The following is a 22,244-nucleotide window of genomic DNA, read 5'->3' on the forward strand; positions in this document are numbered from 1 at the left end:
GGAGAACCTAACGCAGCTCGACACCGAGCAAGGCGTCGACCGCGTCGGCGACGCGGGACCCCGCGTCGTCGACCGACCCGATCCCCCGTTCGACGTCGGTTACCCACCCGTCGATCGCGGCCAACGCCCGCGGCGTGTCGAGGTCATCGGCGAGGTGGGTGCGCAGTCGCAGGATGACGTCGTCGGGATCGGGTCCGGTGCCCCGGGCGACGGCGTCCCGCCACCGGGCGAGGCGCGCCACACCCTCGTCGAGGACCGCGTCGGTCCACATCCGGTCGGCGCGGTAGTGCGCGGAGAACACCGCGAGCCGGATGGCGCCGGGATCGACACCCGCAGCGGTGAGCTTGGACACGAAGACGAGGTTGCCCAGGCTCTTCGACATCTTCTCGCCGTCGAGCCCGATCATCCCGGTGTGCACGTAGTGCCCGGCGAACCGCCGCTCGCCGGTCACCGCCTCGGCGTGCGCGGCGGAGAACTCGTGGTGCGGGAAGATCAGATCGCTGCCGCCGCCCTGGATGTCGAGCGGTGCGCCGAGCCGGTCGAGGGCGATCGCGGCGCACTCGATGTGCCAGCCCGGACGGCCGGGTCCGTGCGGCGACTCCCACGAGGGCTCCCCCTCGCGGGCCGCACGCCAGATCAGCGCGTCGAGCGGGTCGCGCTTGCCGGGACGGTCGGGGTCGCCGCCGCGCTCGGCGAAGAACGTCTCCATGGTCGCCCGGTCGTAGTTCGACTCGTAACCGAACTGCGGTGTCGCGTCGGTCCGGAAGTAGATGTCGGGGTGCTCCGCGTCGTCGACGACGTAGGCCGCGCCCGACGCCAAGAGTTTTCCGACGAGTTCGACGACCTCGTCGATCGACTCGACCGCACCGACGTAGTGGTGTGGCGGCAGCACACGGAGCGCAGCCATGTCGTCGCGGAAGAGGCGGGTCTCGCGCTCCCCGAGGTCACGCCAGTCGATCCCGTCGCGCTCGGCGCGCTCGAACAGCGGGTCGTCGACGTCGGTGACGTTCTGCACGTAGTGCACGTCGTGTCCGGCGTCGAGCCAGATGCGGTGGATCAGGTCGAAGGTGAGGTAGGTCGCGGCGTGACCGAGATGGGTCGCGTCGTACGGGGTGATCCCGCAGACGTACATCGTCGCCGTCGGTCCCGGGGTGACCGGGCGGACCTGCGCGTCCGACGTGTCGTGGAGACGGAGCTGGGGACCCTCGCCCGGAACCGGCCGGACCTCGACACGCGACCACGACTGCATGCCCCCACCCTAGGGTCGGGCCGCGGCGAGGTGAGAATCGGCCGCCCGCACCGCGCACCGCAGCTGCGCAGTGCTCAGAAGGCCGGCCAGGGAATCGGTCGCGAGCGGTCCGCGGTCGGCATCTCCGGCACCTCGACGAGGAACTCCGCCCGTTCCCGCAACGCGGCGATCTCGCCGGGGGTGATGAGCTCGCGCAGTCCCAGGACGAGGTCGTCGGTGTCGGTCGCCAACGCGTCGCACAGACCGGCGACGTCGGCGACCAGATGGGCCGGCACCACCTCGCCCGACCATCCCCACAGCACCGTCCGCAGCTTGTCCTCCACGTGCAGACAGATCCCGTGGTCGACGCCGTAGACGTTGCCGTCGAGCCCCTCGAGCACATGGCCGCCCTTGCGGTCGGCGTTGTTGATGATCACGTCGAGGACCGCCATCCGCAGCAGACGTGGGTCGTCGGCGTGGACCAACGTGACCTCCTCGCCGCGGGAGTCGTAGGCGTCGAGGATGCGTCGGTAGTCGTCGGGCACGAGGTCGGCCGGACACAGGTCGACGAGGTCGAGGTGGTCGGGCACGACGTCACGCGGTTCGGGGGTGTCGATCCAGCGTTGCACCATCCCGGTCCCGAACTGACCGTCACGCAGGACGGTCTCGGGGATGACCGACCAGCCCAGGGCGGCGCTGATCCGGTAGGACGCCACCTCGCGACCGGCGAGGGTGCCGTCCGGGAAGTCCCACAGCGGCTGCTCGCCGCGGATGGGCTTGTAGACACACCGCAGGCGTTCGTCGCCGAGCACGGAGTCGCACACCAGCGTCGCGTTGCTCGCCGATCGGACCTGGCCGATCAGTTCCAGGTCACCGGTGCTCAGCAGCGTGGTGACGTCGGTCCGGGGGTGCGTCTCGGGCAGGTCGCGGTCGGGCACGTCGGACGCCGACGTCATGGAGTCGCGGGCCCCGGGCCGTCGGGGTCGTCGTCCTCCGGGTCCTCCTCGAGCGCATCGCGCAGATCGGGGTCGTCGAAGACGTCGGGGTCGACGAAGTCCAGTGACTTGTCGAAGGCGACGTCCCGCTTGAAGCCGTTGGTGCGGACGCAGATGTGTCCGGACGCGTCGAGCGGCTGCCCGCACAGCGGACACGGCTCGCGTCCGGCCGAGATGACCCGGGTGGACCGGGCGGCGAACTCGCGGGCAGCCGTCGTCGAGAGGAACACGCGGACCGCGTCGGGTCCCTCCTCGGTGTCGTCGAGGACGACACTCTCGTCGAAGTCGCCCTCGGTGATGGCGAGCAACTCGACGACGACGGCCTCGGACTCCGCGTCCCAGCCGAGGCCCATCGTGCCGACACGGAACTCCGCGTCGACAGGCATCGTCAGCGGCTGCAGGTCGTCGATGCGGTCGTCGTCCGGCGGGAGGGGGGTGCCGAACCGTCGGTGGATCTCCTCCAGGAGAGCACCGATGCGCTCGGCGAGGATCTGCACCTGCTGCTTCTCGAGCAGGACGCTGACGATTCGTGCCTCGTGGGTGGCCTGGAGGTAGAACGTGCGGTCACCGGGGGTCCCGACCGTTCCGGCGACGAATCGGTCCGGACTGCGGAACACATGGATCGCCCTGGGCATCACACCTCCTCGCTGCTCGTGGCTCGGCGTGCGTCGCCCGCTCGCCGGTCTGTGTCGATTATGGCCGTACCTGCTGCGCCGATGTGCCGGTCGACCCGCCGATCACCGCGTCGTCCTGGTTCGGCGCCGACTCGGCCTCGCCCTCCGCGGGTCTCGGCGGTGGTGGCGGGACCGGGGGGCGTCCCGTCGTGGAGTTGACGCCGTGGACGTACGGCCGCGCGGAGCTGTACCGGATCACGCTCATCGACGACGGTTCCACGACGATCCGCTGGAACGAGTCGAGGTGGACGCCCATCGCGTCGGCGATGATCGCCTTGATGACGTCTCCGTGCGTGCAGGCGACCCACACCCCGGACCGATCGGCCCCGGACAGGCGGGCATCGAGTTCGCGGATCGCACGCACGGCCCTCGCCTGCACGTCCGCGAGTCCCTCACCGTCGGGGAAGACCGCCGCCGACGGCTGCTGCTGCACCGTCTTCCACAGGTCCTCGCCGACGAGCTCGGTGATCTTGCGGCCGGTCCACGACCCGTAGTCCACCTCGACGAGCCGTTCGTCGACGATCGGCTCGATGCCGCGGGCCCGGGCGAGCGGGTCGACGGTCTGCTCGCACCGTTGCAGGGGCGATCGGACGATGCCGACGAGGTCGGCGACGTCCGCGAGGCGGTCGATCACACCGTCGGCCTGGGTGCGGCCGGTGTCGTCGAGATCGACTCCCCCGCCGCGTCCGGCCAGCACACCCGAGGTGTTGGCGGTCGAACGCCCGTGGCGCAGCAGGATGACGGTCACACAGCTCACCCTAGGCATTCGATCGGCGTGGCGCCGACGGGTACCGGCGTGCGTGCGGTGATCGCCGTCAGGTGGCGCTCACGACCCCGGCGGTGAGGAGGATCAGCACGATCACACCGACCGCGACGCGGTAGCCGACGAACCAGTTCAGCGAGTGGCGCTCGACGAACTTGAGCAGCCAGGCGATCGACGCGAAGCCGATGACGAAGGCGATGACGGTCGCGACGAGCAGTTGCGGACCCGAGGCCTCGAGACCCTCACCGCTCGGCTGGAACGCGTCGGGCAGGCTGAACAGTCCGGAGGCGGTGACGGCGGGGATCGCGAGCAGGAACGAGAAACGGACCGCCGCTGCGCGTTCGAGGCCGAGGAAGAGGCCCGCGCTGGCGGTCGCACCCGACCGGGACACGCCGGGCACGAGGGCGAGACACTGCGCGAGCCCCATGGTCAGTCCGTCGCGCAGAGTCAGTTCCTCGATCGGACGGCGACGTGTGCCCAACCGTTCGGCGAGCACGATGACGCCGGAGAACACGATGAGCATCGTCGCGATGAGCCACAGATTTCTTGCGCCCGTGCGGATCTCGTCCTTGAACACGAATCCGAGGATGCCGATCGGGATGGTGGCGAAGATCACGTACCAGCCGATGCGGTAGTCCAGGCCGCGCTCGCCCGGCGAGAACAGGCCACGCGCCCAGGCGATCACGATGCGCACGATGTCGCGGAGGAAGTACAGCAGCACCGCAGCTTCCGTGCCGAGCTGGGTGACCGCGGTGAACGACGCGCCGGCGTCGTCACCGAAGAACACGCCGGACACGATGCGCAGATGTCCCGACGAGCTGACCGGCAGGAACTCCGTCAGGCCCTGCACGGCCCCGAGAACGACGGCCTGGGTCCACGTCATCGCGTCGCTCACGGCGAGGATCGTACGACACGGACATCCCACCCACCCGGGCGCGTTGTGGTGCCCCGGCGGTACAGCACTATGGACGCCATGGCTGTTCACCACCGTCGAGCGCTCGGCGCTGTCGCGATCGTCGTCGCGGCGGGTCTCGCCGCAGCGTGCGGATCCGGCGGAGGGTCCCCGCGACCCGATGTCGCGACCACCGTCCCGCAGACGCCGCTGGCTGCCCCACCCGTGGGGACGCAGGCGCCGTCGGGGACCGTGGTGCCCGCCCCGGCGTCCTCGTCGATCGTGCTGGACGATCCGGACCGTCGGGTCGCCGTCCTCGGGGCCGACCGCACGTCGGTCTCGGTCTACTCCGTCGCTGATCCTCGCAAACCCGTTGCGCTGCGGTCGATCTCGTTGCCGACCGCGGTGGACGTACTCGGGGCGCCGCGCGCGGGCGTGCTGGTCGCGGTCGCTGCGGACCGGTTGCTGACCGTCGACCTCGCGACGGGGGCGGTCACGTCCCGGCAGATCCCGGTGTCGGAACCGTTGTCGATCGCTCGACTGTCCGACGGGCGGATCGCCGTCGGCAGCGCCACCGGCGATCTCACCGTCGTCGATCCGTCGAGGGCGGACGGGACGGTCACACGGATCGGCGGGCTGGTGCGGGTCGACGCGATCGCCGTCCATCCCCGGCCCGGCCGCGACGACCAGGTGCTCGCACTCGACCGGGCACAGTCGTCGGTCACCACCGTCGACATCGCGGACTCGTCGCTCGGTGAGGCGCTGCGGGCCGGGAACGGGGCGACCAACCTCACCGTGGACCACTACGGGCGGTTCCTGGTCACCGACACCCGCTCGGGGGACATCGTGGCGTTCTACGGCGACCCGATCGTCATGCGGTTCCGCTATCCCGTGCCCGGCGGACCGTACGCCGTAGGATACGACGACACTCGCAACCTGGCCTGGGTCGCGACCACGGGTGACAACGGTCTCGTCGCGTTCGACCTCGCGTCCGGAATCCCGGTACAGCGGCGACAGTTGACCACCGTGAGACAGGCCGACGCGCTGGCCGTCGACAGCGACTCCGGCGTCGTCTACCTGGTGTCGGCCGACGGCGACGGGTTGCAGGCGGCGTACTGAGGGCGGCGCGTCGACGTGGTCGGGAACGCACCGGAGAGCAGGAGGCGACATGCGCAGATCGGGAGTGACCGGTGGCCGCTCGCCGGGGTTCCCGAGTGAGTGGTCGATCAACACCCGGGGTGACTACGAGTACGTCCCGCTGCGTCTGCCGCCCGACGTGACCCGTGTGACCGCATCGGTCCGCCTGGCCATCGAGGCGGAGTTCGGCGGCTGGGAGATCTCGCGCGTGCGTCTCTACTCCGACGGGACCCGCAAGGTGCTCCTGAAACGCCGTCGGCCCCGCACCGGGCCAGGATCGCCGGCCGGCGAGAGCGGCGACTCGTGATCGACGCGATCTACCGTCTGATCTATCCGTTCGCGCTGCGGGTGATGTTCCTGATCGACCCCGAGCGCATCCACACGGTCGCCTCCGCAGTGCTTGAGCACGTGCTGGCGCGCCCCCGCGTCGCCGCGGTGACCCGCCGGGTGTTCGCCCGACGCGACCCGATACTCGCCACCACCGTGTTCGGCGTCGACTTCTCCGCACCGCTCGGCCTCGCGGCCGGCTTCGACAAGGACGCCCGGTCCGTCGACGCCTGGGCGGGCCTCGGGTTCGGTTTCGCGGAGGTGGGCACCGTGACCGGGGCCGCACAGCCCGGCAACCCCTCGCCCCGTCTGTTCCGCCTACCCGCCGACCGCGCACTGATCAACCGGATGGGGTTCAACAACCACGGGGCGGCCGCGGCTGCCCACCGGCTGTCTCGTCGCCGGGGTGGGCCGACGTCGGTCCCCATCGGGGCGAACATCGGCAAGACGAAGGTCGTCGACGCCGCCGACGCGGTGGAGGACTACCTGCACAGTGCGCGGCTGCTGGGTCCCGTCGCCGACTTCCTCGTCGTCAACGTCAGCTCGCCGAACACGCCCGGCCTGCGCGACCTGCAGGCGGTCGCCTCGCTGCGACCCCTGTTGGGCGCGGTGCAGGACGTCGTGGACATCCCCGTGCTGGTGAAGATCGCCCCCGACCTCTCCGACGAGGACGTCGACGCGATCGCCGACCTCGCCGTCGACCTCGGGCTCGACGGCATCGTCTGCACGAACACGACCATCGGCCGGTCCGGTCTGCGCACCGACGCCGAGGAGGTGGGACGGATGGGTGCCGGCGGGCTGTCGGGAGCCCCGCTGGCCGACCGATCGCTGGAGGTGCTGCGCCGTCTGTACGCGCGCGTCGGTGATCGGCTCCCGCTGGTGTCCGTCGGCGGTATCGAGACCGCCGATCAGGCGTGGGAGCGCATCCGTGCCGGTGCGTCGCTGCTGCAGGGATACACCGGATTCATCTACGGCGGACCCATGTGGATCCGTGACATCCACGACGGGCTGGCACAGCGACTCCGGGACAACGGCTTCCGGTCGCTCGCCGAGGCTGTCGGAACAGAGGACACCCCCCACGCCTCGCGGGCGTGAGGGGTGTCGACACGTTCCCTGCTCGGGATCAGTCCTCGGCGGGTACCTCGAACGTCGCGCGGATGTACGCACGACCGATCGCATGACTGAACAGGTTGAAGCCGAGGAACGCCGGCGTCGCGCCGTCGGGTAGGTCGAGGGACTCGACGTCGACCGCGTGGACGGCGACGAAATAGCGGTGCGGCCCGTGGCCGGGAGGCGGGGCGGCGCCGACGAAGCGCTTCATCCCGCCGTCGTTCGCGAGGGTGACCGCGCCTTCCGGGAGCCCGCTGCCGTCGTCGTCTCCGGCACCCTCCGGCAGCGACGTGGTCGACACCGGGATGTCGGCGACGGCCCAGTGCCAGAAGCCCGAGGCGGTCGGGGCGTCGGGGTCGTAGACGGTGACCGCGAAGCTCTTCGTCTCGGCGGGGAATCCGGACCAGGTGATCTGCGGCGACGCGTCGTCACCGCCGGGGCCCATCATCCCGCTGGCCTGGCGGTCGCCCCAGGCGGATCCGTCGGTGAAGCTCTCCGACGTCACGGTGAACGCCGGGAGGTCCGGGAGCGCGTCGTACGGGTTGTAACTCGACATGTCTGTAGGGCACATCCTCTCGTCTCGACGGCGCGCGGACACGCGCCTCCATGACGCACAACCACTGCCGGCCCTCGAGCCTTCCCACCACCCGTCGAGTGGGCGTTTCCGGACGTTCGTTGGGCGGCCGGGACCGTTCGTTGGGCGGTAGGGACCGTTCGTTGGGCGGTCGGGTGCTCCGCGACGTCGGGTACCGCCCAGTCGACGTCGGGAGCCGCCCACTCGACGGTTCCGGCCGCCCAACAAACGGGGGTGCGGGGTCGTGAATGTGGTTGTGCACACGCGGGTTTGGGCCTCGGGGATTGTCGGACCCCTCGTGTACACATGTGCGTATGGAGCACACCGGCACCCCCGACGCCCGCGAGGCGCTGCGTGATGTCATGGCTGTGCTGGCCGACCTACCGGCCGCCGGTGATGAGGCCGAGGCGATCGATCTGATCTCTCTGGCCGAGTCGGTCAAAGCTGCGTGTGCGGCGACGCAGGCCGAGCAGACCCTGCGTCTGCAGGAGTTGCGGTCCGCGGCGGAGGCCGAGCGGGGTGTACCGGTCGAGCGACGCTGCCGCGGACTGTCGGCAGAGGTCGCGTTGGCGCGGCGGGTCTCGGGTAACGCCGGTGGCCGGTATCTGGGGTTCGCCCGGGCGATGGGCGAGATGCCGAACACCTTCACGCGTCTGCGGGAGGGGTCGTTGTCGGAGTGGCGGGCCACCATCCTGGTCCGCGAAACCGGGTATCTGCAGGTGGAGGATCGTCGTGCGATCGACAACGCCCTCTGCGCGGATCCCGCCACCCTCGACGGTGTCGGGGACCGAGCGCTGGCGGCGCTCGCGAGGCAGATCGCCTACTCCCGTGACCCGCACGCCGTGGTCGATCGCAACGCCTCGGCCCCGAAGGATCGGCGGGTGAGCCTGCGACCGAAACCCGATGCCATGGTGCAACTGTCCGCGTTGTTGCCGATGACGGCGGGGATCGCCGCCTACGCCGCCCTGAAGAAGCAAGCAGATCTGATCTGTCAGTCCGACGACCGCACCCACGCCCAGGTCATGGCCGACACCCTGCTGCGTCGCCTCACCGGGGTGGCCGTGCCCGGGGCGATCCCCCTCGCCGTCGATGTGGTCGTACCCGCCGACGTCCTGGTCGGGGACGGGGGCGGGGACCGCCGCGGCAGACGTTCCCGGCTACGGACCCATCCCCGCCGCTACCGCACGCGATCTCATCGCGGACGCCCTCGACCACGACGCGCACGTCGCGCTGAGGCGACTGTTCGCGACCCCCGAGACTGGGGCGCTGGTCGCGATGGAGTCGAAGGCGCGGCTGTTCCCGACAGGCCTACGCCGATTTCTGACCCGCCGCGATGTGTCGTGTCGGATCCCGTACTGCGACGCCCCGATCGCCGAGATCGACCACGCCCATCCCCATCACACCGGCGGGCCGACCACCGCTGACAACGGGCTGGGGGAATGTCGGACCCACAACCGGCAGAAAGAGAACCCCGGCTGGCAGGTCACCACCAACCTCGACGACCACGGCCACCACGAAGCCCTCGTCCGCACACCCACCGGCCACGAACACAGATCCCGCGCACCGGCGAGACGGACAGACGACGCCGCGTGATCGTGTTCCGACGGGTCGGGATCAGCTGTGCAGCAGGAAGTGCTCCAGAACCTGCACGCCGAACAGGAGACCGTCGACGGGGACACGCTCGTCGACGCCGTGGAACAACGCCGCGAAGTCGAGATCGGGCGGGAGCTGCAGCGGCGCGAACCCGAAGCACCGGATCCCGAGCTTGGCGAACGCCTTGGCGTCGGTACCGCCGGACAACATGTACGGCACCGTCCGACCGTCGGGGTCGAAGGCGAGGATCGCGTCGTTCATGGCGTCGACGAGGTCCCCGTCGAACGTGGTCTCGTACGAGTCGAGTTTCGTGACCCACTCGCGCGTCACGTCGGGGCCGATGATGTCGTCCACCTCGGCCTCGAACTGCGCCTGACGTCCGGGTAGTACTCGGCAGTCGACCACTGCGGTCGCCGTCTGCGGGATGACGTTGGCCTTGTACCCGGCGTCGAGCATCGTCGGATTGGCCGTGTCCCGGAGGGTCGCGCCGACGATGCGTGCGATCGATCCGAGTTTGAACAGGGTGGTCTCCAGATCAGGTGACGACGCGTCGAGGTCCAGGGTCGACTCGTGCGACACCGCCGCGAGGAACTCCCCCACCGACTCGGTCATCACCAGCGGGAACGTGTGGCGGCCCAGCTTGGCGACGGCCTCCGCGAGGATCGTGACGGCGTTGTTCTCGTGGAGGAACGACCCGTGCCCCGCGGTCGCCGTGGCGGTGAGCTTCATCCACGCGATGCCCTTCTCCGCCGTCTCGACGAGGTAGAGCCGCTTCGTGTCACCGCCGGGGGTGTCGACGGTGAGCGAGTACCCGCCCACCTCGCCGACCGCCTCGGTGACGCCGTCGAACAGGTCGGGGCGGTTGTCCACCAGCCAGTGCGATCCCCACTTGCCACCGGCCTCCTCGTCGGCCAAGAACGCGAACAGGATGTCGCGCGGCGGGAAGGTCCCCTCGCGGGCGAACTGGCGGGCCAGCGCCAGGGCCATCCCGACCATGTCCTTCATGTCGATGGCACCGCGGCCCCAGACGTATCCGTCCTTCACCGACCCGGCGAACGGGTGCACGCTCCAGTCCTCGGGCCGCGCCGGCACCACATCGAGGTGGGTGTGCAGCAGCAGGGTGCCGCGGTCGGGGTCGGATCCCCGCAGGCGCGCGAAGACGTTGCCGCGGCCGGGCTGACCGGACTCGACGTACTCGGTCTCGTAGCCGACCTCGGCGAGTTGCTCTGCGACCCAGCGGGCGCACTCCTCCTCGCCCACGGTCGTCGCCAGGTCACCGGTGTTGGACGTGTCGAAGCGGATCAACCTGCTGACCAGGTCGACCACCTCGTCGGTGGCGCGGGGTGTGGAGTCGTCGGTCACCTGAGCATTCCTATCACCGACCGGCACTCCACGGACGCGTGCGAATCGCGCTGTCCGGGAGATTTGGGGACCGTGCGCGCCCTCCGCTAGTGTGGTCGACGCGCTGCTCACCGCGGCGCAGATGTCCGGGTGGCGGAATGGCAGACGCGCTAGCTTGAGGTGCTAGTGCCCTATTAACGGGCGTGGGGGTTCAAGTCCCCCTCCGGACACAACATGTTGGCGGTATCCGCACGGTTAGTCTTTTCGCTACACGCGTTCTTAGATGGCACAGTCTGCGAGAAGCTTTGAGTTCAGCATGGGTAGTCCGGTCAGGTAAACATGGCGAACGGGAATCGTGGGCCGTTGCGCACGGTTACGCCGGAACTGGCTGGCACGAGTTTCCTGACCTGGCCCCGTATGACTCCCGAGAATCGCTTGCTGCGCTCGTCAGTGAGAAGTTGAGCGATCTGAAGCCAGGCGCCGTTGCGAACTACGCTGGGCAGTTGTGGGCGCTTCGGGCTCGTATTTCTGCTGGTGATGTGATGGTCCTGCCGATGAAGACGACCAAACAGATTGCCATCGGACGCGTGAAGAGTCCCTACAGATACCTCGGCCAGGAGGTGGACCCGAGTCTTCGCCACGTCGTGGAGGTCGAATGGCAGCGGACTGACCTTCCGCGAACCGCGATCAAGCAAGATCTGCTCTTCACGCTAGGTAGCGCATTGACGATATTTGCGCCCACGAAGAACTACGCGGTGGAACGCCTCGAGCGTGTTCTTGATGACGGCGTCGACCCAGGGCAGGCGTACTTCCTCGGGCTGTCATCTCACGAATCCAGCGCGGTAGCTCTCGCGGACGACGCGGTGGACGAGCCGGAGTCGTCGCCCGACATTGAATATGTCGCGCAGCTTCAGATCAGCGCGAAGCTTGCGGAGGAGTTCGCAGGGCATGACCTGGCGACTCTTGTGACGGCGCTTTTGAGGCTGGATGGATTCGACTGTCGGCAGGCGCCGCCGGGGCCAGACGGGGGCGTAGACATAAACGCTGGACGGGGACTGTTGGGCCTCGACGACCCACTCCTCATCGTGCAGGTGAAGTCTGGTGGTCAAGTAAATGCGCCTGTCGTTCAACAGCTTCACGGCGCCATGGCTCAACAAGGTGCAACGCAGGGCCTGCTGGTGGCGTGGGGAGGCCTTACCAAACCAGCCTGGAACCAGGTCCACGCCAGCCCCATGCGCGTTCGGGTGTGGGAGGCTCAGGACGTCGTCGACGCGGTTCTCGCTAGGTACGACGCGCTACCAGAGGAGATTCGTGCGAAAGCGCCGTTGAAGCGTGTCTGGATGCTGTCGACCGAGTAGTCGTTGTCGCCGGGGCGAGCGCAGTGCGGCGGGACTCTTCAACGTTGAGCAGCATCGGCTGCCGCGGCGACCGTCGTCTCGATCTCCTGTGTGGCATCGATCGTCACGGCGTTCTCGTCGGGTTCGAGGTCCTCGAACGTCTCCAGCTGCGACGCCAACATCTGCACCTTCATGTAATGCCCGGACCGGGTTTCGAGCCGACGACGCAGCTCGTCCTCCGGCACCGCCAGCTCCACGAACAGCACCCCACCCTGCGCCTGCGACAGGTGGTCGCGATAGCTGCGACGCAGCGCGGAACACGCGAAGACGGTGGATCGACCCCCAGCGGCCTGGTCGTCGCACCAGGCGACGACGGAGTCCAGCCAGGGCCGACGGTCCTCGTCGGTGAGCGGGATGCCCGCCGCCATCTTGTCGACGTTGGACTGCGGGTGCAGATCGTCGGCGTCGCAGAAGGATCGGTCCAGTCTGGTCGCGAGCCGGGAGGCGATGGTGCTCTTGCCCGACCCGCTCACCCCCATGACGCAGATGTGGCGGTCGGTCGGCGCGGCATCGTCCACACCCCTCTTGTAGCACGCCGCGACGGTCGGGTCGCGCACTCGAGGAGTCCCTCTCCTACACTTCTGGCCGTGACCGGGCAGACCACACGGCATCCGGGTATCCCGGCCGACGAGCTGGACCAGCTCCGCGACATCCTTGATCGCGCGGCCGACCTCGATCCCGCGCACCCGGATTCGATCGCCGTGCAACGCGCGGTCGGCGCGATGTTCAAGCAGGTGAAGCGGACACGGCGCGACAACGCCCGGCGCAGGCGGACCGAGGCCGATCGCGCTGTTCTCGACGCCACGGCGACCGGCTCCCCCGACCGTGTCGACGACGAGACAGCCGGTCTGCCGCTGACGTCGTCCGCGACGGGGGTCGCCGGTCACCTCGTCCGCGCCCAGGGCTGCTACATCTGCAAGCGCCCGTTCACGCAGGTCGACGCGTTCCACCATCAGCTGTGCCCCGACTGCGTCCGCAGCAACGGCGACCGTCGGGATCAGCGGGTCGACCTGACCGGCCGGCGCGCCCTGCTGACCGGTGGGCGAGCCAAGATCGGCATGCACGTCGCCCTGATGCTGCTCCGCGACGGTGCCGACCTCACCATCACCACCCGCTTCCCCCGCGACGCCGCACGCCGTTTCGCCGCGCGACCCGATGCACAGGACTGGTTGCACCGACTCCACATCGTCGGCATCGATCTGCGCGACCCGGCACAGGTGGTGTCACTCGCCGACGAGATCGCCGCCGGTGGCCCTCTCGACATCCTGATCAACAACGCCGCGCAGACCGTGCGGCGCTCACCCGGCGCCTACCGCTCCCTGGTCGACGCGGAGCACGCGCCGCTCACGGGCGCGGCAGCGACGGTGCCCGTCCTGACGGTCGGCGAGGCGGCGGTCCACCCGGCGGCGCTGCTCTCCGCGACCGATTCCACGACCCCCGGCACCTCGGACGGGGCGATGTCGGACGCCGGGGCGCGCGCGCTGGCGGCCGCGGCGATGGTCGGTGGGTCGGCATCACCGGCACGCGTCGCCGACGGCACCGCAGTGGACGCGGGCGGGCTGCTCCCGGACCTGGTGTCGACGAACAGCTGGGTCGCCACCGTCGACGGCGTCGACCCGCTCGAGCTGCTCGAGGTGCAGCTGTGCAACAGCGTGGCGCCGTTCATCCTGCTGTCGCGGCTCACCCCGGCGCTGCGTGCCTCGACGGCACGCCGCCGGTACGTGGTCAACGTGTCCGCGATGGAGGGGGTGTTCTCGCGCCGCTACAAGGGGCCGGGCCACCCGCACACGAACATGGCCAAGGCGGCGCTGAACATGTTGACCCGCACCAGCGCCGACGACCTCGCCCGGGACGGGATCCTCGTGACCGCCGTCGACACGGGGTGGATCACCGACGAGCGCCCGCACACGACCAAGACCCGTCTGGCGCAGGAGGGTTTCCGTGCACCGCTCGATCTCGTCGACGGCGCCGCCCGGATCTACCACCCGATCGTGGACGGGGAGAACGGGATCGACCTCGCAGGGTGCTTCCTCAAGGACTTCCGGGTCCACCCGTGGTGACGGCGATCGGTGACGCGGTCGTCGCACTCGCGCAGCAGAACCTGCGGTCCATCGCAGACATCCTCGGTGACCTCGGCGACGACCGCGCGTGCGTCCGGCCACCCCTCCCCGGTGCCAACTCCCCGTACGGCATCGCCACCCACTGCGTCGGACTCGTCGAGTTCTGGCTCGGCAGTGTCGTCGGCGGCGAGCGCATCCCGCGTGACCGTGCCGGCGAGTTCACCGCCACCGGCACCGTCGCCGACGTGACGGCGCGCCTCGACGATGTCGCGGCCCGCGTCCCGGGTTGGGTCGAGATCGCCCTCACGGAGGGCCCGCGGGACCGCACGGCGGTCGGGTCCACACAGACCACCGCGGTCCGGGAGGCGACGGCGGAGTGGATGCTGCTCCACGTGATCCGGGAACTGTCTCAGCACCTCGGCCAGCTCGAGCTGACCCGCGACCTGCTCGTGGCCGCACCCGACGGCTCTGCGTAGGGTCACCGGGTGGCCACTCCCGTCCCGCTGATCCTCGACTGCGACACCGGTATCGACGACTCGCTGGCCATCCTCTACCTGCTCGGCCACCCGGCTGCCGATCTGCGGGCCGTGGTGTCCACCGCCGGGAACGTGCCCGCCGACGTGGTGTGCGCGAACAACCTCGCGTGGCTGTCGGTGTGCGGACGTGACGACATCCCGGTCGCTCTCGGCGCCGCCGCGCCGTTGGTGGCACCGCTGCGCACCACCGAGGACACCCACGGGCCACTGGGTGTCGGATACGCCGAACTGCCCACCGCGGCCCGACCCGCCTCGTCGCGCAGCGGCGTCGACTGGTGGATCGACGTCACGAACCGCGCGCCGGGCGAGGTGGTCGGACTCGTCACCGGACCGCTGACCACGCTCGCGCAGGCGATCGAGGCAGATCCCGCCCTGCCCGCACGGCTGCGTCGTCTCGTCATCATGGGCGGGGCGTTCGGACACCCCGGCAACACCACCCCGACGGCGGAGTGGAACGTCTCCGTCGATCCGGAGGCCGCCAAGGCGGTGTTCGCGGCGTTCGGGCGGGACGGGGCACCCGAACCGATCGTCTGCGCGCTCGACCTCACCGAGACGATCGTCTTCACCCCCGACCATCTCGGTCGCCTGGCGGCGTCCGCCGAGAGCGTCCCCGTCGAACAGCCCACACCCGCCGACGAATACGGGACGCGGTCGGTCGCGTCGAACCCGGTGGTGCGGTACGTCACCGATGCGGTGCGGTTCTACTTCGAGTTCCACGCCGACCACGACGAGGGCTACATCGCGCACATGCACGACCCGTTCGCCGCTGCGGTCGCGATCGACCCGTCCATCGTCGCGACACGTCCGGCGGTGGTCGACGTCGAGGTCGACGGGGCGCTGACCCGCGGGACCACGGTGGCCGACACCCGCGGGATGTGGGGACGTCCGGTCAACGCGCGCGTCGCCACGACGACCGACGCCGACGCCGTTCTCGATGACATCGTCGACCGCGTCGCGGACACCGCGCGACGGACGGCCTCGGGCGAGGGTCAGGGAGAACGATTGCGCTCGTAGAAGTCCAGGTGCGATCGCGCGGCGGCGTCCCATGTCAGCGACTCCGCCAGCCGACGTCCGGCGTCCGGGTCGTGGTCCTCGGTGGTGAGCGCGGTCGCGAGGGTTGAGGCGAGATCGTCCACACCGCCCGCATAGGACACGGTGTCGCCGAACACCTCTCGCAGCACGGGCAGGTCGCGGGTGACCACGGGTCGTCCGGCGGCGAGAGCTTCCATGGCCGCCAGCCCGAACCCCTCCTTGATCGACGGGAACGCGAACGCGTCGCAGGCGGCGACGAGCGAGGGCAGGTCGCCTTCGGCGACGGGGCCGAGAACCGTGGGGTGCGCTTTGAGTTCGACGGCCCGTCGGTCGAAGGCGGCCCGGTAGTCGCGGTAGTCGAACAGAGTCTCCCCGCCCGCGATCACGAGGTCGATGTCGGGATGTCGGCTGCGCAGTGACGCCCACGCCTCGAGCAGATCGATGCTGCCCTTTCTGGGCTCGATGCCCCCGACCGCGAGTACGAAGCGCCCCAGTCGATCTCGCCACGCGGCACGGTCGGCGGTGGCGGTGGCATCGTCCGACGCGGCGTCCCGGAACCGTGCGGCGTCGACGCCGTTGGGGATGACGGTGGCGGTGATCCCCCACCCCGCCTCCACCTCCGCCGCGACGGCGGCGGAGACGCAGATGTGCGCGTACGGGGTCACGATCGCGTTCTCGTGGCACCGGACGAGCACCGGTGTGGTGAAGGTGTCGAGGTGGTGCACGGTACGGACGCAGTGCCCGACCGCGTTGGCGCTGATGCAGTCCTGGGCGTGCACGATGTCGTGGCCCGTCCGGTCGATCCCGTCGGACAACGCCTCGATCGACCGGACGATGCGGTCGGCGACCGACTCGTCCTCCCTCGCCGCGAACGGCACCAGGTTCACCTCCACCGCCGGGTCGACGGGGCGGAAGAACCCGGGATCCCCGTCGCGGGCGAGCGACCACACGCTCACCGAGGCGCCGGCGCGGGCGAGCGCCTCGGCGAGGTTGAGGGTGTGGACGACTCCCCCGCGGGGGCGGGTCGAGTAGGTCACGAGGGCGATCCTCATGCCGGTACTCCCCCGGGTCTGCCGGTGTCGGCGGCGACGACATCGGTCGCCTCACCGTCCCGGTACGTGTCGGGACGGCGCTCCCGCAGATGGTCGAGAACTCGCCGTGCGCGCGCAATCTCGGCGTCGACGTCCATCGACACCGTCGCCATACCGCCCTTGGACCGGGTGGTCGCCAGCGTCTCGCCGCCCGGTCCGACGACCTTCGCCTGTCCGAGGAACCGCAGCGATCCCATCACCCCGGTCTGGTTCGCCGACGCCACGACGACCTGGTTCTCGGCGGCGCGGGCGGCGTCGTAGAGATCGAACAGGCGGGACTGCCGGTCGGCCGGGAGTCGCGACGCCCGATCGGTGACGCTGGCGGGCCATGCCGACAACATGGCGAGCACGACGGCTCCGTCGAGGGCGAGGGTCCGTGCCGATTCCGGGAACGTCTTGTCGTAGTCGATCAGCATCCCCAACCGCCCCACCGGGGTGTCGAACGCGGCGAACCGATCACCCGGTGCGAACGCCCGGGCCTCGCCTGCCGGTTGGTGCACCTTGCGGTGCACACCGAGCACACCGTCCCCGTGCAGACACACGGCGGTGTTGTGGCGCAGACCGTGACCGGCGTCCTCGGTGAGGCCGAGGCAGACGGTCATCGCTCCCGCGGCGGCCGACACCGACCGCACCTCGGGGCCGTCCAAGCGCACGGGCGGGGGCAGTTCGGTGAGATCCGGATCGCGCAGGTCCCCGATGTATCCGCCGAGACTGGCGTGCGGCAGCACCAGGAGGTCGACGCCGTCGCGGGCGGCGGCCTCCACGATGGTGAGGACCTTCTCCAGCGACCGGGAGAGGTCCCGACCGAAGTGGGCGGCGACGGCGCCGACGGTGATCGGGCTCATCGCGTCGGCCCAGCGAACGGTCGGCGATCGTTCACGCCGGGCCCAGCCCGGTGACCGTCGACTCGACAGCGGTTGTCTCGGCCCCGTCGGGCCAGCGCAGGCGTACGCCGGGTTCGGTGGTCAGGTGTCCGCAGACCGCGCTCGCGACGCCGGCCGGGACGTCCGGGACCGCGACGTCGCCGCGATCGGCGGTCAGCATGCCGTAGCCCGGGAAACACGTGAGCCACGATGCCATGTCGGCCCCGACAGGTCTCGGGGTCGCGGCGACGTCGATGCAGGCCCCCGTGCCCCCGGCTTCCGCGAGCATCCCGGTGGTGCCGACGATGCCGGCCATCGAGACGTCCTTCGCCGCCTGCGGAGCCGCCCGCGCGACGAACGACGACAGATCCCGCAGGTCGGCCGCCGGGCGTCGCGACGTCGAGTCCCACTGTGCACCGGTGTATCCCGGACGCCACCCACCGGTGAGGTCGACGGTGAGACGGAGCGCGTCGCCCGCGCGACCGCCGCCGGCGGGCACGGGATCGCGGGTGCGGCCGAGTGCGGTCACCGCCAGCGAGGCAGGGACCCCGACCTGGGTGTGTCCGCCGAGCACGGGCACATCCCACGCCGCCGCCGCGGCCGCCAGTCCGCGGATGACACGGGTCAGCTGCGAGGTCGTCCGGGCGCCGACGGCGTCGAGCAGCCCTGTCGGTGTGGCACCCATCGCGGTCAGGTCGTTGATGTTCACCAGCACCGCGCACCATCCCGCCCACCACGGGTCCCGGTCGACCATCGACGGCAGGATCGCGTCGCACGCTGCGACCGTGTCGCCGCCGGGGACGGGTACTCCGTCGTCGCCGACGAAACCGCTGGGTCCGAGGCCGCCGGGCTGAGCGCGCAACGGTGCGAGGACACCGGCGAGGAACGCCTTGGTCGTGTCGGTGGTGCGTGCGATCCGATCCATCGGTCGACGCATCCGCACGTGGGGTGCGTCGCCGATCACGGTGTGCCCGTGTTCGGTCCAGCCGAGGCGGGCGAAGAGCGCGCGGTGGCGCGCGTTGACGCACGCGTCGAACCGCAGGACCCCACGGCTCTCGGCGTGGGCGACGGCCGCACGGATCAACGCCGACGCCACCGAGGCGCCGCGCCGGTCGGGGGCCACCACCAGACGACTGCCGGCCCACCAACCGATGTCGACCTCGCCGACCGGGGCCATCCGAACACCGCCGAGTACCTCCCCGTCGGAGCCCAGGGCGACGAGGACCACCGTGCGGTCGTCGTGATCGGTCTCGTCGAGGTCGGTGCGGTCGAAGACGCCCTGGGTGTCGACGAAGACCGTGCGACGCAGAGCGCGGTACCGCCGGTGGTGCTCGGCGGTCACGGCCGGGCGGACCAGGAAACCGGGTGACTCCCCGCGGCCGACGCGCGGCATCCCCTCGAGGATCGACATCGGACCGCCCGCCACCCGGTCGACGAGGGTGTCGAACCGGTCGCCGGCGATCATCCGCCCACCGCCGGCAGCACGCTGCACGCCCCGCAGGCGGCGCAGCCGGCGCGTTGATCGCTGCCGGACATCCCCGAGACGCGGAGCAGATCGGCCACCTGTCGGGTGACCTTCTCGTACACGGCGGCGTCGGGCGGGCCGACAGCGTCGACCTCGACGGCCAGCGATCCCGGATGCGGCCGGTACGGCACGACGAACGGGTACACGCCCATGTCGATCAGGTCACCCGCCCCCGCCACGAGTTCCTCGGGGTCCTCGCCGAGGCCCACGATGAGGTACGTCGACACCTGGTTGCGCCCGAAGACGCGGACGGCCTCGGCCCAGGCCGCCCGGTACTCGTCGAGGGACACGGTGGCCTTCCCCGGCATCCACCGGCGACGCACGTCGTCGTCGAGGGACTCGACGTGGATGCCGATCGCGTCGGCGCCGGCGTCACGCAGCGCACCGATGGTCGCCAGGTCCGCGGGTGGCTCGCACTGCACCTGGATCGGCAGCTCCGGGACCGCCGCCCGGACCGCGCGGACACACCGCGCCAGATGGGTTGCCCCGCGATCACGACCGTTCGACGTCCCGGTCGTCATCACCATCTGTGAGACGCCGTCGAGATCGACGGCGGCACGGGCGACCTCGGCCAGGTCGGCGGGACGTTTCACCGCGACCGTCGCACCCGACCGCAACGACTCCTCGATCGTGCAGAACCGACACCGCTGGTCGGGGGTGTACCGCACACATGTCTGCACGACCGTGGTGGCGAGCACATCCCGGCCGTGCAGCCGGGCGATCTTCTCGTAGGAGACACCGTCCGCCGTCTGCCCGTCGTAGAACCGAGGCCGGTCGATCGCCTCCACCGACAGGCCCGTCTCCGACCCGTCGAACAGGATGCGGTCGCCGTCGAACACGTACGGACTCAACGGGTTGCGCGGGATCGCAGCGTGGATGCCGTTGACGACTACGTGGCCGTCGGCACTGGGGCCGGCCCCCGCACCGCGGGACACCGGCGGGTCACCACGGATGCCGAGGAGCGCCAGGTCGACGCGGGTGGAGACCGACATCGTGGTCAGACCATGTAGGTGGAGTTGATGATCGCGCCCTTGCGGGCGTAGTGGATCACCGCGTCCTGCACGTCGAGGGGATGGGCGGGGATGACACCCGCGATGAGATCCTCCTCGCGGCCACCGTGCAGGGCGAGTCCGAAGCGGCAGCAGTACACCGTGCCGCCCTCGCCGATGAACGTCTCGAGCGAGTTGTTGATGTTCTGTTCGCCGGGGAACCCGGAGTCGCCGGTGGTCGGGAACCCGCGGGTGGCCAGGCAGTTGATGGCACCGGGACCGTAGAAGTAGATCGCGGACTCGAAGCCCTTGCGCAGCGCGCGAGTGGCCTGCAGGACGGCGACGAAGCTGACCGACGACTCGTGCGCGATGCCGTGGACCATCGTGAAGTAGGTCTCGCCGTCCTCGGCCTGGTAGTCGGGGAACAACTTGGTCCCGCCGTAGATGTTCGAGCCCTTCGGGAGCGAGGGATGCGGGATCTCGGCGAGCGAGGTGGCGATGTTTGCGGCGAGGGTGTCGTCGATCTCGGACATGCGGGGCCTCCGGTGGGAATGCGGTCCGGGAGCCGAGGATTCGGCTCTCGTGACTGCCAGTACACGGGGGCGGTGTTGCACGGTGGTTCGGTCCGGAACAACGCTGTGTTACGACGGGATCCCTGTGTTGCCGGGGTGTTTCGTCACCGACTGCCGGGGATCACGACGACGTGGGGCGGCGTGCCTTGCCGGCGGTGTCCCGGATAGGATTGTGTCGCAGGGTGATCCGTCCTGGTTCACAGTGCCGACGCAGCACCGATCGTGCGAACGGGAGCACGGTGGGGTCGTCGTGACCGGCGACCGCGATGATCGCCGAGATCGTGGTCGCCTCCGGGTCGCCGTGCACCAGACACTCGTCGACCGCGGGATGGGTCAACAACTCCGCCTCGACACGAGCGGGATCGACCACCATCCCGGCGCAGTCCAGGCGATCACCGGCTCGGCCGAGGAGATACAGGAACCCGTCCGCGTCGAGGCGGCCGAGGTCGCCCGCGGTGTCCCATCCGTCGGATGTACGGGAGCTCGGCGCCCCCACATAGGCGTATCGGGCCGGGCCGTCCCTGCGCATCCACACCGTCCCGACCTCTCCGACCCCGAGGTCCCGTCCGCGCTCGTCGCGGATCGCGACCTCGGTGCCGCCGATCCCCCGGCCGACGCTGCCGGGACGATCGAGCCAGTCACGGCCGGAGATCATCGTGACGCCGAGAGACTCACTGCTGGCGTACACCTCGAGCACCCGGTCGGGACCGAGCCAGTCGATGAGCGCACGCTTGTCGGCGTCCGGACAGGGCGCCCCGAGATGGACGAGGCCGGCGAGCGCGGGCACCTCGCCCCGGAGCGATGCGGGCAGACGGACGAGCCGTCGGATGAGCGACGGCGCCGTCACCGTCCACGTCACGCCCTCCCGTCGGATCGTCTCGGGTAGTTCGACGACCGGCACGCGCGGGGCGAGCACGAGGCGGTGGTCGGTCATCAGCCCACGGAAGGCGTAGGTGAACGCGGCCGAGTGCCACAGGTCGGCGGTGACCAGCTGGGTCGAGCGTGGCGGGAGGAACGGCGCGACAGCACGATCGGGGTCGAACCAGGCCGGGGTCGTCGAGCGGACGATCTTGCGCGGCCCGGTGCTGCCCGACGACGTCGTCGCCTTCCACGAGGACGCCGCGCGGTCCGGGGCGGCGTCCGGTGATCGTCCGTCGCCGGTCACCGGGATCTCCTCGGACGGCACACAGGGCGTCGACGTCCGGGCCATACAGACCCCGATCACCGCGGCCGGTCGCGCGAGCGCGTCCAGATGCGCTCGCTCGTCGTCGGCGAGATCCGGGGGAACGGGCAGCGGGACCGCGCCGGCCTTCCACACCGCGACGACCGCCACGACGAACCGGACCGACGTGGGCAGCGCGACCGTCACCAGATCGTCGCGGCGCACACCCATCTCGGTCAGTCGACCCGCCAGACACGTCGCCGCGGCGTCGAGGTCGGCCGCGGTGATCGCCTCCCCGCCGGCGCTGTCGACGACGAGACGGGTGTCGGGCTCTCGACGGGCCCGCCGGGCGAACAGTGCACCGATGGGGGTGTCCACGCGTG

General features: G+C 70.3%; 22 protein-coding genes and 1 tRNA gene. 9 read left to right on the forward strand and 14 right to left on the reverse strand.

The window, feature by feature from the left end; all coding sequences use genetic code 11:
- Window positions 1-7: 7 nt before the first annotated feature.
- The 5 genes from mshC to ACXVUM_RS17105 all read right to left on the reverse strand — a co-directional run bounded on the left by mshC (window position 8) and on the right by ACXVUM_RS17105 (window position 4,555).
- Window positions 8-1,249 (reverse strand): cysteine--1-D-myo-inosityl 2-amino-2-deoxy-alpha-D-glucopyranoside ligase, encoded by a 1,242-nt coding sequence (gene mshC / locus ACXVUM_RS17085; RefSeq protein ID WP_458523125.1) that lies wholly within the window; start codon window positions 1,247-1,249, stop codon window positions 8-10.
- 74 nt (window positions 1,250-1,323) lie between these two features.
- A complete protein-coding gene (locus ACXVUM_RS17090; protein WP_458523126.1) occupies window positions 1,324-2,184 on the reverse strand; it encodes an SCO1664 family protein in 861 nt (286 codons plus the stop codon).
- A complete protein-coding gene (locus ACXVUM_RS17095; protein WP_458523127.1) occupies window positions 2,181-2,858 on the reverse strand; it encodes a DUF3090 domain-containing protein in 678 nt (225 codons plus the stop codon). The genes ACXVUM_RS17090 and ACXVUM_RS17095 overlap by 4 nt, the downstream gene beginning before the upstream one ends.
- A 58-nt stretch (window positions 2,859-2,916) precedes the next feature.
- A complete protein-coding gene (locus ACXVUM_RS17100) occupies window positions 2,917-3,645 on the reverse strand; it encodes an MSMEG_4193 family putative phosphomutase (protein ID WP_458523128.1) in 729 nt (242 codons plus the stop codon).
- Window positions 3,646-3,712: 67 nt separating this feature from the next.
- A complete protein-coding gene (locus ACXVUM_RS17105; RefSeq protein WP_458523129.1) occupies window positions 3,713-4,555 on the reverse strand; it encodes an undecaprenyl-diphosphate phosphatase in 843 nt (280 codons plus the stop codon).
- Between the two features lie 78 nt (window positions 4,556-4,633).
- Here ACXVUM_RS17105 and ACXVUM_RS17110 point away from each other — a divergent pair, with 78 nt between their 5' ends.
- Genes ACXVUM_RS17110 through ACXVUM_RS17120 form a run of 3 tightly spaced genes read left to right on the forward strand, consistent with a single transcriptional unit; the run spans window position 4,634 to window position 7,111 of the window.
- On the forward strand, window positions 4,634-5,671 hold the full coding sequence (locus ACXVUM_RS17110) for a hypothetical protein (RefSeq protein ID WP_458523130.1): 1,038 nt from the start codon (window positions 4,634-4,636) through the stop codon (window positions 5,669-5,671).
- A 49-nt stretch (window positions 5,672-5,720) separates the two neighbouring features.
- A complete protein-coding gene (locus ACXVUM_RS17115; RefSeq protein ID WP_458523131.1) occupies window positions 5,721-5,996 on the forward strand; it encodes a DUF5703 family protein in 276 nt (91 codons plus the stop codon).
- On the forward strand, window positions 5,993-7,111 hold the full coding sequence (locus tag ACXVUM_RS17120; RefSeq protein WP_458523132.1) for a quinone-dependent dihydroorotate dehydrogenase: 1,119 nt from the start codon (window positions 5,993-5,995) through the stop codon (window positions 7,109-7,111). The genes ACXVUM_RS17115 and ACXVUM_RS17120 overlap by 4 nt, the downstream gene beginning before the upstream one ends.
- A 28-nt stretch (window positions 7,112-7,139) precedes the next feature.
- On the opposite strand, the gene ACXVUM_RS17125 is transcribed toward ACXVUM_RS17120, so the two are convergent.
- A complete protein-coding gene (locus tag ACXVUM_RS17125) occupies window positions 7,140-7,682 on the reverse strand; it encodes a YbhB/YbcL family Raf kinase inhibitor-like protein (RefSeq protein ID WP_458523133.1) in 543 nt (180 codons plus the stop codon).
- Between the two features lie 332 nt (window positions 7,683-8,014).
- On the opposite strand from ACXVUM_RS17125, the gene ACXVUM_RS17130 reads away from it, so the two are divergent.
- Complete coding sequence (locus tag ACXVUM_RS17130; RefSeq protein WP_458523134.1) at window positions 8,015-9,124, forward strand: hypothetical protein; 1,110 nt, start codon at window positions 8,015-8,017, stop codon at window positions 9,122-9,124.
- Between the two features lie 190 nt (window positions 9,125-9,314).
- Here the strand turns inward: ACXVUM_RS17130 and ACXVUM_RS17135 are convergent, their stop codons facing one another.
- Window positions 9,315-10,655: a M20/M25/M40 family metallo-hydrolase gene (locus tag ACXVUM_RS17135; RefSeq protein ID WP_458523135.1), complete on the reverse strand. Its 1,341-nt coding sequence runs from the start codon at window positions 10,653-10,655 to the stop codon at window positions 9,315-9,317.
- Window positions 10,656-10,778: 123 nt separating this feature from the next.
- Here ACXVUM_RS17135 and ACXVUM_RS17140 point away from each other — a divergent pair.
- Both ACXVUM_RS17140 and ACXVUM_RS17145 read left to right on the forward strand, forming a co-directional pair.
- A tRNA-Leu gene (locus ACXVUM_RS17140) sits at window positions 10,779-10,864 on the forward strand.
- 228 nt (window positions 10,865-11,092) lie between these two features.
- Window positions 11,093-11,992, forward strand: a complete 900-nt coding sequence (locus ACXVUM_RS17145; protein ID WP_458523136.1) for a restriction endonuclease — start codon at window positions 11,093-11,095, stop codon at window positions 11,990-11,992.
- Between the two features lie 38 nt (window positions 11,993-12,030).
- Here the strand turns inward: ACXVUM_RS17145 and ACXVUM_RS17150 are convergent, their stop codons facing one another.
- Window positions 12,031-12,588 carry a gluconokinase gene (locus ACXVUM_RS17150; protein WP_458523137.1) on the reverse strand — a complete coding sequence of 186 codons (558 nt, stop codon included), beginning with the start codon at window positions 12,586-12,588 and terminating at the stop codon, window positions 12,031-12,033.
- 30 nt (window positions 12,589-12,618) lie between these two features.
- Here ACXVUM_RS17150 and ACXVUM_RS17155 point away from each other — a divergent pair, with 30 nt between their 5' ends.
- From ACXVUM_RS17155 to ACXVUM_RS17165, 3 genes are read left to right on the forward strand one after another with little or no spacing between them, the layout of a single operon-like run.
- Window positions 12,619-14,091 carry an SDR family NAD(P)-dependent oxidoreductase gene (locus tag ACXVUM_RS17155; protein ID WP_458523138.1) on the forward strand — a complete coding sequence of 491 codons (1,473 nt, stop codon included), beginning with the start codon at window positions 12,619-12,621 and terminating at the stop codon, window positions 14,089-14,091.
- Entirely contained in the window at window positions 14,085-14,567 is a 483-nt protein-coding gene (locus ACXVUM_RS17160; RefSeq protein WP_458523139.1) for a mycothiol transferase, read from the forward strand. The genes ACXVUM_RS17155 and ACXVUM_RS17160 overlap by 7 nt, the downstream gene beginning before the upstream one ends.
- 9 nt (window positions 14,568-14,576) lie before the next feature.
- Window positions 14,577-15,641 carry a nucleoside hydrolase gene (locus ACXVUM_RS17165; RefSeq protein ID WP_458523140.1) on the forward strand — a complete coding sequence of 355 codons (1,065 nt, stop codon included), beginning with the start codon at window positions 14,577-14,579 and terminating at the stop codon, window positions 15,639-15,641.
- Here ACXVUM_RS17165 and ACXVUM_RS17170 read toward each other — a convergent pair.
- From ACXVUM_RS17170 to ACXVUM_RS17195, 6 genes are all read right to left on the reverse strand, one after another.
- Window positions 15,617-16,711: an MSMEG_0565 family glycosyltransferase gene (locus tag ACXVUM_RS17170; protein WP_458523141.1), complete on the reverse strand. Its 1,095-nt coding sequence runs from the start codon at window positions 16,709-16,711 to the stop codon at window positions 15,617-15,619. The genes ACXVUM_RS17165 and ACXVUM_RS17170 overlap by 25 nt on opposite strands.
- A complete protein-coding gene (locus ACXVUM_RS17175; protein ID WP_458523142.1) occupies window positions 16,708-17,595 on the reverse strand; it encodes a carbon-nitrogen hydrolase family protein in 888 nt (295 codons plus the stop codon). Before ACXVUM_RS17175 ends, ACXVUM_RS17170 begins: the two co-directional genes overlap by 4 nt.
- 31 nt (window positions 17,596-17,626) lie before the next feature.
- On the reverse strand, window positions 17,627-19,024 hold the full coding sequence (locus tag ACXVUM_RS17180; protein ID WP_458523542.1) for an MSMEG_0567/sll0787 family protein: 1,398 nt from the start codon (window positions 19,022-19,024) through the stop codon (window positions 17,627-17,629).
- Window positions 19,025-19,074: 50 nt separating this feature from the next.
- Window positions 19,075-20,130: an MSMEG_0568 family radical SAM protein gene (locus ACXVUM_RS17185; RefSeq protein WP_458523143.1), complete on the reverse strand. Its 1,056-nt coding sequence runs from the start codon at window positions 20,128-20,130 to the stop codon at window positions 19,075-19,077.
- 5 nt (window positions 20,131-20,135) lie between these two features.
- A complete protein-coding gene (locus ACXVUM_RS17190; protein WP_458523144.1) occupies window positions 20,136-20,660 on the reverse strand; it encodes an MSMEG_0572/Sll0783 family nitrogen starvation response protein in 525 nt (174 codons plus the stop codon).
- A gap of 160 nt (window positions 20,661-20,820) precedes the next feature.
- On the reverse strand, window positions 20,821-22,239 hold the full coding sequence (locus ACXVUM_RS17195) for an AMP-binding protein (RefSeq protein ID WP_458523145.1): 1,419 nt from the start codon (window positions 22,237-22,239) through the stop codon (window positions 20,821-20,823).
- Window positions 22,240-22,244 lie beyond the last annotated feature (5 nt).

It is taken from the genome of Williamsia sp. SKLECPSW1, from assembly GCF_054332755.1.